We start from the raw sequence: 13,286 nt of genomic DNA, 5'->3' as shown, positions 1-13,286 counted from the left end.
ACGGCTTCGGCGCTGTGGAGAGATAAGGGATGGATGTCAATGAGACCCTGACCGCGCATCTTTCTGGCCGCCATCTCGTGACGATAGCACGCAGGGAATACGATTGGAGTTTCAGTTTCGGGGATGCTGTCGCTTCACGGCTGAGCGCCGAATGTCCATGGCGGATTATCGACGGGAACAGAATCGCGTTCGCAAGCAGTGATGACGGTCATGAATTCGGTCTGGCGACCCCGCTCGATGGCGAGAAAGTTGCGTTAAGTCTTCTCGGAGAGAAGCCCGTCGAGCGCGTTTCAATCCGCTTGGACACAGGAGACCTGTCGATTTCGTTTTCTGACAAGGTCGTCCTGGAAGTTCTCAATATGTCGTCTGGGTATGAGGGATGGCAGATCGCCATTCCGGGGCTATCCATCGTTGCGACCGGAGGCGGAGAATTAGCGATCTTCGCCAAAAAATAGGAGAGCTAGTCCCCAAACGAAAAGGCGCCCCTCGGGGAGCGCCTTTTGCTTGTCGCATATAGTCGGCCGGATCAGCCCGAATAATACATCTCGAACTCGACGGGATGCGGAGTCATCTCGAAGCGGGCGACTTCGGTCATCTTCAGCTCGATGTAAGCGTCGATGAAGTCGTCGTCGAACACGCCGCCGTTCTTGAGGAAGCCGCGGTCCTTGTCGAGGTTTTCCAGCGCCTCGCGGAGCGAGCCGCAGACGGTCGGGATCTGCTTCAGCTCTTCCTTCGGCAGGTCGTAGAGGTCCTTGTCCATCGCCGGACCCGGATCGATCTTGTTCTTGATGCCGTCGAGGCCGGCCATCAGCATCGCGGCGAAGCCGAGATAGGGATTGGCCATCGGATCGGGGAAGCGCACCTCGACGCGCTTGGCCTTCGGCGAAGCGGTGTAGGGGATGCGGCAGGAGGCCGAGCGGTTGCGCGCGGAGTAGGCGAGCAGCACGGGGGCCTCATAGCCCGGGACCAGACGCTTGTAGGAGTTGGTCGACGGGTTGGTGAAGGCGTTGATCGCCTTGGCGTGCTTGATGATGCCGCCGATATAGTGGAGGCAGGTCTCCGACAGGTCGGCGTATTTGTTGCCGGCGAACACCGGCTTGCCGTCCTTCCAGATCGACTGGTGCACGTGCATGCCCGAGCCGTTGTCGCCATAGACCGGCTTCGGCATGAAGGTGGCGGTCTTGCCGTAGATGTGCGCGACCTGGTGGATGCAGTATTTGTAGATCTGCATGTGGTCGGCCATCAGCGTCAGCGTGTCGAACTTCATGCCGAGCTCGTGCTGGGCGGAGGCGACCTCGTGATGGTGCTTCTCGACCTTGACGCCCATCTTGGCCATGGCGCCGAGCATCTCGGAGCGCATGTCCTGCACCGAGTCCTGCGGGGGAACGGGGAAGTAGCCGCCCTTGGTGCGGACGCGGTGGCCGAGATTGCCGCCTTCATATTCGGTGTCGGAGTTGATCGGCAGCTCCGAGGAGTCGAGCCGGAAACCGGTGTTGTAGGGGTTGGCCGAATAGCGCACGTCGTCGAACACGAAGAACTCTGCTTCGGGGCCGACGAACACGCTGTCGCCCACGCCCATCGACTTCACCATGGCCTCGGCCTTCTTGGCGATGCCGCGGGGGTCGCGGTTGTAGGGCTCGCCGGTGGTCGGCTCGAGCACGTCGCAGGTGATGACCATGGTGGTCTCGGCGAAGAACGGATCGATCGTCGCGGTCACCGGATCGGGCATCAGGCACATGTCGGACTCGTTGATCGCCTTCCAGCCGGCGATCGAGGAGCCGTCGAACATCGTCCCTTCGGCGAAGATGTCGTCGTCGATCATGCTGACGTCGAACGTCACATGCTGCCACTTGCCGCGCGGATCGGTGAAGCGCAGGTCGACGTACTTAACGTCGTTGTCCTTGATCGATTTCAGGACGTCTTTGGCGGTCTTCATGCATACCCCTTTTGGCTCTGCGGGTCGGTTTCCAGATGAGCAAAATTATTCTCGCTTTCGGCGAGTTTTTGCGCGACCGCACAAACGAAATCAGGCCGCCGAAGCAGCCTTATTTCCTGTCAGAGTGTCGCAAAATGCGGGATAGCACCCGGCTCAGATAGCGTCCAGCCCGGATTCGCCGGTCCGGATGCGGATCGCCTCTTCGATATTGGAGACGAAGATCTTGCCGTCGCCGATGCGCCCGGTTTGCGCGGCGCGGCGGATCGCGTCGATGGCGCGCTCGACCAGATCGTCACCGATCACGATCTCGATCTTCACCTTGGGCAGGAAGTCGACGATGTACTCTGCGCCGCGGTAAAGCTCGGCGTGCCCCTTCTGCCGGCCGAAGCCCTTGGCTTCGGTGACGGTGATGCCTTGAAGGCCGACTTCCTGAAGCGCTTCCTTCACCTCGTCGAGCTTGAATGGCTTGATGATGGCTTCGATTTTCTTCACTGCGCGCCTCCCGGCCTTTCGATCAAATAGCAACGTCTTCGTCAGGATGCGCTTTTCTTAACGCACGATGTTGTCTTCGCGATGCCGGGATCCCCTGACCAGTCCGGCAACAACGGCCGGCCACACCCTGTGAGATGCCAGTGAGCACGACGAACCGAAGCGGCTTCCTCGAAAGCAGGGTCTATGCCAAGTTGCAAATGCCCTGATTATTGGAGCGTTATCAGCCTTTTAACGAGCATCTCTGATAGGTGGAGCCGACCGGTTCAAAATACCTAAGACTACGAAATAGGCAAACGGTCAATGTGTGTGCAGGTATCTGTTCCTTGTATGGGATCGGCACGGAAGATGCCTCTCGAAGAGGCGGTTGTACCAGGGAAGTGGCATGGAAGTTCTGACCAACGCTGAAATGCAGCGGGCCGACCAGCTCAGCATTGCGGCTGGCACGCCCGGCTTCAAGCTGATGCTGAGCGCCGGCCAGGCGGTCGCCGATGCCGCCAATGCGCTGGTGGCGGAGGGATCAATCCTGATCGTGGCCGGCCCCGGCAACAATGGCGGTGACGGCTTCGTCGCAGCCGCCGAGCTCGCCGCCCAGGGGCGCGAAGTCTCGGTGATCCTGATGTGCGAGCGCGACCAGCTCCAGGGCGACGCGGCCTCCGCCGCGCGCGGCTGGAAGCACCCGGTGCTGCCGTTCAATCCGCAGGCGATCGGACGACCTGCGCTGATCATCGATGCGCTGTTCGGCGCGGGCCTAGGCCGTCCCGTCGACGGCGAGGCGCGTGCGATGATCGAGACGATCAACGCCAACGGCGCCCCGGTGCTCGCGGTCGACCTGCCGAGCGGTATCAACGGCACCAGCGCGGCCGTGATGGGCGTTGCGGTCAACGCCACCGAGACGGTCACCTTCTTCCGCAAGAAGCCGGCGCATCTGCTGCTGCCGGGCCGGATGCATTGCGGCCGGGTGCGTGTCGCCGACATCGGCATCGAGGCGCAGGTGCTGGACGAGATCGCGCCGCGGATCTTCGAGAACGACCCGGATTTCTGGGGGACGGCCTTTCCGGTGCCGCGGATCGATGGCCACAAATTTGCCCGGGGCCATGTGCTGGCGGTGTCGGGCGACATGGCCGCGACCGGCGCGGCACGGCTCGCCGGGCGCGGGGCGTTGCGCGCCGGCGCGGGCCTGGTGACGCTGGCAAGCCCGCGCGATGCGCTCGCGATCAATGCGAGCGCGCTGACCGCGATCATGGTTCGCCCCTGCGACACCGCGATCGAATTCGGCGAGCTGCTCGCCGACAAGCGCTACAACACCTGCATGATCGGCCCCGGCGCGGGCGTCGGTGAGCGTACCTGCGATCTCGTCCACACCGCGCTGACGGCGCAGCGGCGCCTGGTGCTGGATGCGGATGCGCTGACGAGCTTTGCCGCGAACCCCGAGCGGTTGTTCGAATCGATCAAGTCCTCGCAGGACAATGCAGTGGTGTTGACCCCGCACGAGGGCGAGTTTCCGCGGCTGTTTTCCGATCTCAGCAACAAGCACCCGGGACGCTCGAAGCTGGAACGCGTCCGCGCCGCCGCCGAGCGCTCCGGCGCGGTCGTGCTCCTGAAGGGCCCGGACACCACCATCGCCGCGCCCGACGGCCGCGCCACCATCGCGGCCAACGCGCCCCCCTGGCTCGCCACCGCCGGCGCCGGTGACGTCCTTGCCGGCATCATTGCAGGGCTGCTGGCGCAAGGCGTGCCGGCGTTCGAAGCCGCCAGCATCGGCGTATGGATGCACGGCGAGGCGGCCAGCGAAGCGGGCCCGGGGCTGATTGCGGAGGACCTGACCGAGACGCTGCCGGCGGTGCACCGGCGGATCTATAGCGCGCTCGGCATCGAATACTGAACGTTCACTCCACCGCGTACCAGCGCACCAGCCGCGGTGCGGCCCAGTCGGTCGCGACCGATTCGATCAGCCATCGTCCGGGAGACGTCGCGGCGAATGCGATGCGCTGGGTCTGGCCGGGTTCAATCGCGAGCGTGTCGAGCCAGTAGGGCTTCCAGCCGTCGTCGAGCCTGTCGAGCAGGCGAAAATGGTGACCGTGCAGGTGGAACACGGTCGCAATGGGGCCGGGGTTCTTGAGCGCCAGCACGACGGTGCGGCCGGCCTTGGCGTGGAAGACGGGGGCGGAGGCGGTGGAGAAACTTGCGGGCCGTGTCCAGCCGGCCTCGGGCGCGCCGAGCGCGACATCGAACCGCAGGGCGCCTCGCAGGTCGAGCTTCTCGGGCAGATCGTTCAAGGGGAGTGTCTGAGGAGACGACAGCGGCTGGCGCTCCAGCTTGCCAGAGATCGTGAGTCTTCCGATCTGGCGCGCCTCCTTGCCGTCGTGCACCAGGAATCGGGCCGACGCGGCCGCATCCACAAAGGCGTCGGCCCGCGCGCCGGGGGCCAGCACCAGAGCGCCGTTGCGCGCCGGGAATGGCTCAGCCGGCTGTCCGTCGAGAGCCATGACCTGGACCTCGTGGTTCTCCAATTTGATCGCCAGAACAGAACGTTGGGAGCCGTTGATGAAGCGCAACCGGAGCCGCTCGCCGAGCGAAGCTGAGAGTTCGAATGAAGTTTGGCCGTTGAGGGTAAAGAGCGGTGTCGTGTCCCTGGGCTCGCTGCCGGGGGGAAGCGCGCTGCCGTCCGGCCGCAGGCGCCATTCCTCGATCAACAGGATCTCGTCGCGATCGACCGCGACGCGATTGGCCTCCGCGGCGATGATCGGGAGCGGACGCGCGGGTAGCTTCAGACCGTCTTCGAAGAGGCGGAAGTCGACCGCCAGAGTTCCCGCATTTGGGATTGAAACAATTGAGGTTTCAGTCACATCCGGTGCGGTCGGCGCGCGTCCCCGCAACGGGTCGGCGGCAGCCGGGCCGTTGACGCCGTACCAGACTGGCGCAAGCGGGACAGGCAGGTCGTTGCGGAATACCACCTCGCAGCGATCGCCGCGCTTGAGACGGACGTTCCCAAGATGGCTTACGGCGGCGAGCTCCCAGACCGGTATAGCCGGCTGCCCGGGTCTGAGAGCCAGGGTTGTCGCCCTTGCCTGGAGGGCGAGCTGGGCCGTTTTGGCAGGGGCTGCGCCGCCTGCGATCACCCCGACCGCCGATGCTGCAAGCCCGGCCAAAACCTCACGCCGGCTAGGGTCAAGGATCCGCGTTGTCATGATCCGATCCGGATCATGCCGCGCTGGATAAGTCCAGCCATCGTGCCTACTTGAACCCTGTCTCCAGCCGGCCATTTTTTTGCTGCGAACAGTCAGGCACATGCTATAAGCCCGGCCGCCCGCGGCATCGCGGCCGGTCTTGATGCAAATTCACGCGGGCGTGGCGGAACTGGTAGACGCGCTGGATTTAGGTTCCAGTGACGAAAGTTGTGGGGGTTCGAGTCCCTCCGCCCGCACCAAGCGCTTTCAGCGTTTGCACGGATTACGAGATCTGCTTTCTCGCGGATGTTTGTCCGCCTTGAAGCGGTCCGATGAGCCACCGGCGTTGAGGCGTTTGCCTCGCGCCGGACCGATTAATGACAGCGTCCCGACGCATGCGTGCCGGGACCGAACGAGAAGAAGATTGGACGCCATGCAGGTCACAGAAACCCTCTCGGAAGGCTTGAAGCACGAGTTCAAGATCAGCGTTCCAGCGTCTGACCTCGACACCAAGGCCGGCGCCAAGCTCGTCGACCTCAAGGACAAGGTCCGCATCAACGGCTTCCGTCCCGGCAAGGTGCCGGTCGCCCACCTCAAGAAGGTCTATGGCCGCTCGGTGATGGCCGAGACCATCGACCAGACCATCCGCGACACCAACACGCAGCTCTTCTCCGAGCGCGGCTTCAAGCTCGCGACCGAGCCGAAGATCACCATGCCGAGCGAGCAGGCCGAGGTCGAGGAACTGCTGAGCGGTAAAACCGATCTGACCTACACGGTCGCGATCGAGGTGGTGCCGTCGATCGCGCTCGCGGACTTCAAGAGCTTCCAGGTCGAGAAGCCCGTTGCCGACGTGTCCGACACCGACGTCGACGAGGCGATCAAGCGCATCGCCGACAGCAACCGCGGCTATGCCGCGAAGGCCGAGGGTGCCAAGGCCGAGTCGGGCGACCGCGTCACCATCAACTTCAAGGGTACCATCAACGGCGAAGTCTTCGAGGGCGGCACCGGCGAGGGCATCCAGGTCCTGATCGGCTCCAACACCTTCATCCCCGGCTTCGAGGAGCAGCTCACCGGCATCGGTGCGGGCGAGACGCGCACGCTGAAAGTGTCGTTCCCCAAGAACTACATGAACGACAAGCTCGCCGGCCAGCCGGCCGAGTTCGAAACCACCGCGACCTTGATCGAGGCGCCGCAGGACATCGCGATCGACGACGAGTTCGCCAAGACGCTCGGCCTCGAATCGCTCGACAAGCTCAAGGAAGCCGCGCGCGAGCGTCTGGCCGCCGAGTTCGCGACCGCGACGCGCCAGCGCGTCAAGCGCGCGCTGCTCGACCGCCTCGACGAGGCGCATCGCTTCGAGGCGCCGCCCTCGCTGGTCGACGAGGAGTTCAATCTGATGTGGAACTCGGTCAAGGCCGAGATGGATTCGGCCGGCAAGACCTTTGCCGACGAGGACACCACTGAGGACAAGGCCAAGGAAGAGTACCGCAAGATCGCCGACCGTCGCGTGCGGCTCGGCCTCGTGCTGTCCGAGATCGGCGAGAAGAACAAGATCACCGTGACCGATGACGAGGTCGGCCGCGCCGTGATCGAGCGCGCGCGCTCGATGCCGGGCCGCGAGAAGGAGGTCTGGGACTTTTATCGCAACAACGCCCAGGCGTTGGCCCAGCTTCGTGCACCGATCTATGAGGACAAGGTTGTCGATTTCATTCTCGAACTCGCCAACGTGACCGAGAAGAAGGTCTCGCGCGAGGACCTCTACAAGGACGACGAGGCGGAAAAGACCGCCGCCTGAAAGCCTTGAGACCAGCCTTCTATTAAGGATGATCAGCGAAGCGGCCCGGCTAGCCATGTGGCTGGCTGGGCCTCTTTGCGAGAATCAGCTTCAAGTGGCCGGTGGATTAAGCCTTAATTCGCTCCGCACTTGTCTGGCGCGAATTGGGCTATATCTGTCGGTACGCCTTCTACTTCTACCAAGTTCCTGCATCACGGGACGTCCATCGGCCTGCCGGCCAATCCAGTCCAGACTGGCGATGTCCGCCTCTAGAAAACCCTAGGTGACTCATGCGCGATCCGGTTGAAACCTACATGAACCTCGTGCCCATGGTGGTCGAGCAGACCAACCGTGGCGAGCGCGCCTACGACATTTTCTCGCGCCTGCTGAAGGAGCGCATCATCTTCCTGACCGGGCCGGTCGAGGACGGCATGTCGACGCTGGTCGTGGCGCAGCTGTTGTTCCTTGAGGCGGAAAATCCGAAGAAGGAAATCTCGATGTACATCAACTCGCCGGGCGGCGTGGTGACGTCGGGCCTTGCGATCTATGACACGATGCAGTTCATCCGCCCCCCGGTCTCGACGCTGTGCACGGGACAGGCCGCCTCGATGGGCTCGCTGCTGCTCGCCGCCGGCGAGAAGGACATGCGCTTCTCGCTGCCGAACGCTCGCATCATGGTCCACCAGCCCTCCGGAGGCTTCCAGGGCCAGGCCACCGACATCATGCTGCACGCCCAGGAAATCCTGAACCTGAAGAAGCGGCTCAACGAGATCTACGTGAAGCACACCGGCCAGACCTACAAGACGATCGAGGACGCGCTGGAACGCGACAAGTTCCTGACCGCGAACGACGCCAAGGAGTTCGGTCTGGTCGACAAGGTCATCGACAAGCGCGCCGAAGAGGCCGCGCCGGCGAAGACCTCGTAGCACTACCGGGGTTGCAACTGCGATCCCCCCGATTGCAGGGGATCGTCAGGGCTGCGTTCACGTTAAGGACGCATCTGAAGGGCGCGCAAAGCAGTTTTGCGCCCTTCGACAGGCAGAAAGTTCCGCTTTCGTGCTTGTTTTTCGTGGCAATCCAGCAACGCCGGGGTGGTTTCGATCACTTCGCCCGTGCCAAGACCTGAAATCACGGTATTGTCACGGGTAGCCGGCGACCCCCGATTAGCGAATTCTTGATAGTCGGGTGACAGCATGGTTGGCTACGATTGATCGGTTATGATCGCGGGGAATCGAGTGACCGTGATTCGCACGGGATGTAACGCGTAGGCCTTTTTTGGTACGGAATTTGCTCTACTTAAGCTTCATGCCGGCCGTCGTGTCGGAATGGAGCGATCGAGCGGAACGGGATCGAACCGCGGACGGAGACAGGAATGAGTAAGGTCGGCACGAGCGACTCCAAGAACACGCTATATTGCTCGTTCTGCGGCAAGAGCCAGCACGAAGTCCGCAAACTGATCGCGGGTCCCACGGTCTTCATCTGCGACGAGTGCGTCGAGCTGTGCATGGACATCATCCGCGAGGAGAACAAGTCCTCGCTGGTGAAGTCGCGCGACGGGATTCCGACGCCGAAGGAAATCTGCAAGGTGCTGGACGATTACGTGATCGGTCAGAACCACGCGAAGAAGGTCCTGTCGGTCGCGGTGCACAACCACTACAAGCGCCTCAACCACCAGACCAAGCATAACGACGTCGAGCTCGCGAAGTCGAACATCCTGCTGATCGGTCCGACCGGCTCGGGCAAGACGCTGCTCGCGCAGACGCTCGCCCGCATCCTGGACGTGCCCTTCACGATGGCAGATGCGACGACGCTCACCGAAGCCGGCTATGTCGGCGAGGACGTCGAGAACATCATCCTGAAGCTGCTGCAGGCTGCCGACTACAACGTCGAGCGCGCCCAGCGCGGCATCGTCTACATCGACGAAATCGACAAGATCAGCCGCAAGTCCGACAATCCCTCGATCACGCGCGACGTGTCGGGTGAGGGCGTGCAGCAGGCGCTGCTCAAGATCATGGAAGGCACGGTGGCTTCGGTCCCGCCGCAGGGCGGCCGCAAGCATCCGCAGCAGGAGTTCCTGCAAGTGGACACCACCAACATCCTGTTCATCTGCGGCGGTGCGTTTTCGGGCCTGGAGAAGATCATCTCCGCGCGTGGACGGTCGACCTCGATCGGCTTCGCCGCCCAGGTGCTCGCGCCGGAAGACCGCCGCACCGGCGAGATCTTCCGTCACGTCGAGCCTGAGGACCTCCTGAAGTACGGTCTCATCCCCGAATTCGTCGGGCGTCTGCCGGTCGTGGCGACGCTCGAGGATCTGGACGAGACCTCGCTGAAGAAGATCCTGACCGAGCCGAAGAATGCGCTGGTGAAACAGTACCAGCGGCTGTTCGAGATGGAGAACATCGAGCTGACCTTCGCCGACGAGGCGCTTGGCGCGGTTGCCCGCAAGGCGATCGAGCGCAAGACCGGCGCGCGTGGTCTGCGCTCGATCCTCGAAGCCATCCTGCTCGAGACCATGTTCGACTTGCCGGGCCTCGAAGGTGTGGAAGAAGTCGTGATTTCGCGCGAAGTCGTGGAAGGTACGGCACGTCCGCTTTACATCTACGCCGATCGGTCCGATCGCGCCGTCGAGAACGCCAGCGCCTGATCTCTCGGCGCTGGAACGCTCCAGCCGTCTCATCTGTTGGTGGCTGCGGAAAGTACTTCCGCAGCCGGTGTTGCGTCGCTTGTCCGCGTGCGTAAGCGCCTGATGGCGCCTGTCTTTCAATGACTTGACACCCCCCCTGTCGATAGCCACCTAATGTCGGCGGCGAGCAAGTATTCCGTTCAGATTCGCCTCAGTTCCGATCCGGCGAGCCGGTCCAAATCTACCAAAGGACCGACCGGTTCTGCGGGTCACCTCGGCACCTTGTGGCGGTTGCGCATGAGCATGGCGGGCTGCGAGCAAGGGGGCAAAGCAAAAGGAAAAGGCCATGACTAATCCAAAACCCCGGCCAACCATCGTCCATGGCGAAACGCACGCCTATCCCGTGCTGCCGCTGCGCGACATCGTCGTCTTCCCGCACATGATCGTTCCGCTCTTCGTCGGCCGCGAGAAGTCGATCCGCGCGCTCGAAGAGGTGATGAAGAACGATGCGCTGATCATGCTCGCGACGCAGAAGAACGCGTCCGACGATGATCCGGCGCCCGATGCCATTTACGAGACCGGTACGCTTGCCAGCGTGCTCCAGCTCTTGAAGCTTCCCGACGGCACCGTGAAGGTGCTGGTCGAAGGGCTCGAGCGTGCGCGCGTGCAGAAATACACCGATCGCAGCGAGTACTATGAAGCGACCGCCGTCGCGCTTGCCGACACCGACGCGAAGTCGGTCGAGGCCGAAGCGTTGTCGCGCTCGGTCGTGTCCGACTTCGAGAGCTATGTGAAGCTCAACAAGAAGATCTCGGCCGAGGTCGTCGGCGTCGTGCAGGCCATCACCGACTTCGCCAAGCTCGCCGATACCGTTGCTTCGCATCTCGCCGTCAAGATCGCAGACCGCCAGCAAATCCTGGAGACGCTGTCCGTCACCACGCGCCTGGAGAAGGTGCTGGGCCTGATGGAGAGCGAGATCTCGGTGCTGCAGGTCGAGAAGCGCATCCGCTCGCGCGTCAAGCGCCAGATGGAGAAGACCCAGCGCGAGTATTATCTCAACGAGCAGATGAAGGCGATCCAGAAAGAGCTCGGCGACGACGATGGTCGCGACGAGCTCGCCGATCTCGAAGAGAAGATCTCCAAGACCAAGCTCTCCAAGGAAGCGCGCGAGAAGGCGCAGCATGAATTGAAGAAGCTGCGCCAGATGTCGCCGATGTCCGCGGAAGCGACCGTCGTGCGCAACTATCTCGATTGGCTGCTGTCGATCCCGTGGAACAAGAAGTCCAAGGTGAAGAAGGATCTGGAAGCCGCACAGGCGGTGCTGGATGCCGATCACTACGGACTGGAAAAGGTCAAGGACCGTATCGTCGAGTATCTGGCGGTACAGTCGCGCGCCAACAAGCTGACCGGGCCGATCCTGTGCCTCGTCGGGCCTCCCGGCGTCGGCAAGACCTCGCTCGGCAAGTCGATCGCGAAGGCGACCGGGCGCGAGTTTGTGCGCGTCTCGCTCGGCGGCGTGCGCGACGAGGCCGAGATCCGCGGTCACCGCCGCACCTATATCGGCTCGATGCCCGGCAAGATCATCCAGTCCATGCGGAAGGCGAAGTCGTCCAATCCGCTGTTCCTGCTGGACGAGATCGACAAGATGGGCGCCGATTTCCGCGGTGATCCGTCCTCGGCCTTGCTTGAGGTCCTCGATCCCGAGCAGAACGGAACGTTCAACGACCACTATCTCGAGGTCGACTACGATCTGTCCAACGTGATGTTCATCACGACCGCGAATACGCTCAACATTCCAGGTCCCCTGATGGACCGCATGGAGATCATCCGGATCGCGGGCTACACCGAGAACGAGAAGGTCGAGATCGCGCGCAAGCATCTGATCCCGAACGCGGTGTCCAAGCACGGCCTGGACTCCAAGGAGTTCGCGATCGACGACGACGCGCTGCTGCTTTTGATCCGCCGCTACACCCGCGAAGCGGGCGTGCGCAACCTGGAGCGTGAGCTCTCCACACTCGCCCGCAAGGCGGTGAAGGAGCTGATGATCTCCAAGAAGAAGTCGGTCAAGGTCACCGAGAAGACTCTGGAAGAGCTTCTGGGCGTGCCGAAGTACCGCTTCGGCGAGATCGAGAGCGAGCCGCAGGTCGGCATCGTCACCGGCCTTGCATGGACCGATGTCGGCGGCGAGCTGCTGACGATCGAAGGCGTCATGATGCCCGGCAAGGGCAAGATGACGGTCACCGGAAACTTGCGCGACGTCATGAAGGAATCGATCTCGGCGGCGGCGTCCTATGTCCGCTCGCGCGCGATCGTCTACGGCATCGAGCCGCCGCTGTTCGACCGCCGCGACATCCACGTGCACGTGCCGGAAGGCGCGACGCCGAAGGACGGTCCGTCGGCGGGCGTCGCGATGGCCACCGCGATCATCTCGGTCATGACCGGCATTCCGGTCCGCCATGATGTCGCGATGACCGGCGAGATCACGCTGCGCGGCCGCGTGCTGCCGATCGGCGGCCTGAAGGAGAAGCTGCTGGCCGCTGCCCGCGGCGGCATCAAGACGGTGCTGATCCCCGAGGACAACGCCAAGGATCTCACGGAGATTTCCGATGCGATCAAGGGCGGCATGGAGATCATTCCGGTGTCCCGTCTCGACGACGTCGTCGCCAAGGCGCTGGTGAAGAAGCCGGTGCCGATCGTCTGGGAGGAGGACGCCAAGGTGACGGTGAAGCCGGACGGCGACGAAGCCGCCGGCGGCCTGACCGCTCACTGAGATCCAGCGAAACATGATAAAGCGGCGCCTTCGGGCGCCGTTTTTGTTTCAGGAGCAAGGAGACGGGGCGATGCGGATCGACGGTCAGTGCCATTGCGGGCAGATCACCTTCGAGGCCGAGGTCGATCCCGAGGCGGTCTCGGTGTGCCACTGCACCGATTGCCAGACCCTGACCGGATCGCCATTCCGGGTGACCGCGATCTGCACCAAGGCCGACGTGAAGCTGACCGCCGGTACGCCCAAGGTCTATGGCAAGCGCGGGGACAACGGCCGCATGCGCTTCCAGCACTTCTGCGTCGACTGCGGTTCCCCGCTGTTCACCAGCGGCGAGGGCGAGGAGGCCGACGATTGGGGCATCCGCTGGGGCTCAATCCGCCAGCGCGACAAATTGCGGCCCGTCAGGCAGATCTGGTGCCAGTCGGCCGCGGTCTGGATCGACGCCGTGCCGCTGCTGCCGGGCCGGCCGGGGGATTGAGCCGAGATCGCTGGGATAGTATTCGTCTTGAAAAGCCCGCCTTCGCCTA

Annotated in this window: 11 protein-coding genes and 1 tRNA gene; 8 read left to right on the top strand and 4 right to left on the bottom strand. The window is 63.1% G+C overall.

What is annotated here, in order from left to right; genetic code table 11:
* Window positions 1–29: 29 nt before the first annotated feature.
* Complete coding sequence (locus tag QSV46_RS34535) at window positions 30–455, top strand: DUF6188 family protein (RefSeq protein ID WP_314962243.1); 426 nt, start codon at window positions 30–32, stop codon at window positions 453–455.
* A gap of 71 nt (window positions 456–526) precedes the next feature.
* On the opposite strand, the gene glnA is transcribed toward QSV46_RS34535, so the two are convergent.
* Window positions 527–1,936 (bottom strand): type I glutamate--ammonia ligase, encoded by a 1,410-nt coding sequence (glnA, locus tag QSV46_RS34530; protein WP_314962240.1) that lies wholly within the window; start codon window positions 1,934–1,936, stop codon window positions 527–529.
* Between the two features lie 153 nt (window positions 1,937–2,089).
* On the bottom strand, window positions 2,090–2,428 hold the full coding sequence (locus QSV46_RS34525) for a P-II family nitrogen regulator (protein ID WP_007603495.1): 339 nt from the start codon (window positions 2,426–2,428) through the stop codon (window positions 2,090–2,092).
* 382 nt (window positions 2,429–2,810) lie between these two features.
* On the opposite strand from QSV46_RS34525, the gene QSV46_RS34520 reads away from it, so the two are divergent.
* Window positions 2,811–4,310 carry an NAD(P)H-hydrate dehydratase gene (locus QSV46_RS34520; protein ID WP_314962196.1) on the top strand — a complete coding sequence of 500 codons (1,500 nt, stop codon included), beginning with the start codon at window positions 2,811–2,813 and terminating at the stop codon, window positions 4,308–4,310.
* A gap of 4 nt (window positions 4,311–4,314) precedes the next feature.
* On the opposite strand, the gene QSV46_RS34515 is transcribed toward QSV46_RS34520, so the two are convergent.
* The gene (locus QSV46_RS34515) at window positions 4,315–5,616 is read right to left on the bottom strand and encodes a multicopper oxidase family protein (protein ID WP_314962363.1); all 1,302 of its coding nucleotides are present in this window, start codon (window positions 5,614–5,616) and stop codon (window positions 4,315–4,317) included.
* A 154-nt stretch (window positions 5,617–5,770) separates the two neighbouring features.
* Between QSV46_RS34515 and QSV46_RS34510 the strand changes: the two genes are divergently transcribed.
* The 3 genes from QSV46_RS34510 to QSV46_RS34500 all read left to right on the top strand — a co-directional run bounded on the left by QSV46_RS34510 (window position 5,771) and on the right by QSV46_RS34500 (window position 8,295).
* A tRNA-Leu gene (locus QSV46_RS34510) sits at window positions 5,771–5,855 on the top strand.
* A 173-nt stretch (window positions 5,856–6,028) separates the two neighbouring features.
* A complete protein-coding gene (tig, locus tag QSV46_RS34505) occupies window positions 6,029–7,390 on the top strand; it encodes a trigger factor (RefSeq protein ID WP_314962193.1) in 1,362 nt (453 codons plus the stop codon).
* 269 nt (window positions 7,391–7,659) lie between these two features.
* Window positions 7,660–8,295, top strand: a complete 636-nt coding sequence (locus QSV46_RS34500; protein ID WP_314962191.1) for an ATP-dependent Clp protease proteolytic subunit — start codon at window positions 7,660–7,662, stop codon at window positions 8,293–8,295.
* 62 nt (window positions 8,296–8,357) lie between these two features.
* On the opposite strand, the gene QSV46_RS34495 is transcribed toward QSV46_RS34500, so the two are convergent.
* On the bottom strand, window positions 8,358–8,564 hold the full coding sequence (locus QSV46_RS34495) for a hypothetical protein (protein WP_314962188.1): 207 nt from the start codon (window positions 8,562–8,564) through the stop codon (window positions 8,358–8,360).
* A 177-nt stretch (window positions 8,565–8,741) separates the two neighbouring features.
* On the opposite strand from QSV46_RS34495, the gene clpX reads away from it, so the two are divergent.
* The 3 genes from clpX (at window position 8,742) to QSV46_RS34480 (ending at window position 13,237) form a co-directional block, all read left to right on the top strand.
* Window positions 8,742–10,013 carry an ATP-dependent Clp protease ATP-binding subunit ClpX gene (gene clpX, locus QSV46_RS34490; protein ID WP_314962185.1) on the top strand — a complete coding sequence of 424 codons (1,272 nt, stop codon included), beginning with the start codon at window positions 8,742–8,744 and terminating at the stop codon, window positions 10,011–10,013.
* 325 nt (window positions 10,014–10,338) lie between these two features.
* Window positions 10,339–12,762 (top strand): endopeptidase La, encoded by a 2,424-nt coding sequence (gene lon / locus QSV46_RS34485; RefSeq protein ID WP_314962184.1) that lies wholly within the window; start codon window positions 10,339–10,341, stop codon window positions 12,760–12,762.
* Between the two features lie 70 nt (window positions 12,763–12,832).
* A complete protein-coding gene (locus QSV46_RS34480) occupies window positions 12,833–13,237 on the top strand; it encodes a GFA family protein (RefSeq protein ID WP_314962182.1) in 405 nt (134 codons plus the stop codon).
* The last annotated feature ends 49 nt before the right edge of the window (window positions 13,238–13,286 follow it).

This window comes from Bradyrhizobium cosmicum, from assembly GCF_032290525.1.
Classification (GTDB): domain Bacteria; phylum Pseudomonadota; class Alphaproteobacteria; order Rhizobiales; family Xanthobacteraceae; genus Bradyrhizobium; species Bradyrhizobium cosmicum_A.
The sequence above is the reverse complement of the archived record's forward strand: the minus strand, read 5'-3'. Positions and strand labels throughout refer to the sequence as shown.

Excerpts from the sequence above, each read along its gene's own strand:
- QSV46_RS34535 (WP_314962243.1), top strand. The coding sequence starts at position 30 with ATGGATGTCAATGAGACCCTGACCGCGCATCTTTCTGGCCGCCATCTC.
- glnA (WP_314962240.1), bottom strand. The coding sequence starts at position 1,936 with ATGAAGACCGCCAAAGACGTCCTGAAATCGATCAAGGACAACGACGTT.
- QSV46_RS34520 (WP_314962196.1), top strand. The coding sequence starts at position 2,811 with ATGGAAGTTCTGACCAACGCTGAAATGCAGCGGGCCGACCAGCTCAGC.
- QSV46_RS34515 (WP_314962363.1), bottom strand. The coding sequence starts at position 5,616 with ATGACAACGCGGATCCTTGACCCTAGCCGGCGTGAGGTTTTGGCCGGG.
- tig (WP_314962193.1), top strand. The coding sequence starts at position 6,029 with ATGCAGGTCACAGAAACCCTCTCGGAAGGCTTGAAGCACGAGTTCAAG.
- QSV46_RS34500 (WP_314962191.1), top strand. The coding sequence starts at position 7,660 with ATGCGCGATCCGGTTGAAACCTACATGAACCTCGTGCCCATGGTGGTC.
- QSV46_RS34495 (WP_314962188.1), bottom strand. The coding sequence starts at position 8,564 with ATGCTGTCACCCGACTATCAAGAATTCGCTAATCGGGGGTCGCCGGCT.
- clpX (WP_314962185.1), top strand. The coding sequence starts at position 8,742 with ATGAGTAAGGTCGGCACGAGCGACTCCAAGAACACGCTATATTGCTCG.
- lon (WP_314962184.1), top strand. The coding sequence starts at position 10,339 with ATGACTAATCCAAAACCCCGGCCAACCATCGTCCATGGCGAAACGCAC.
- QSV46_RS34480 (WP_314962182.1), top strand. The coding sequence starts at position 12,833 with ATGCGGATCGACGGTCAGTGCCATTGCGGGCAGATCACCTTCGAGGCC.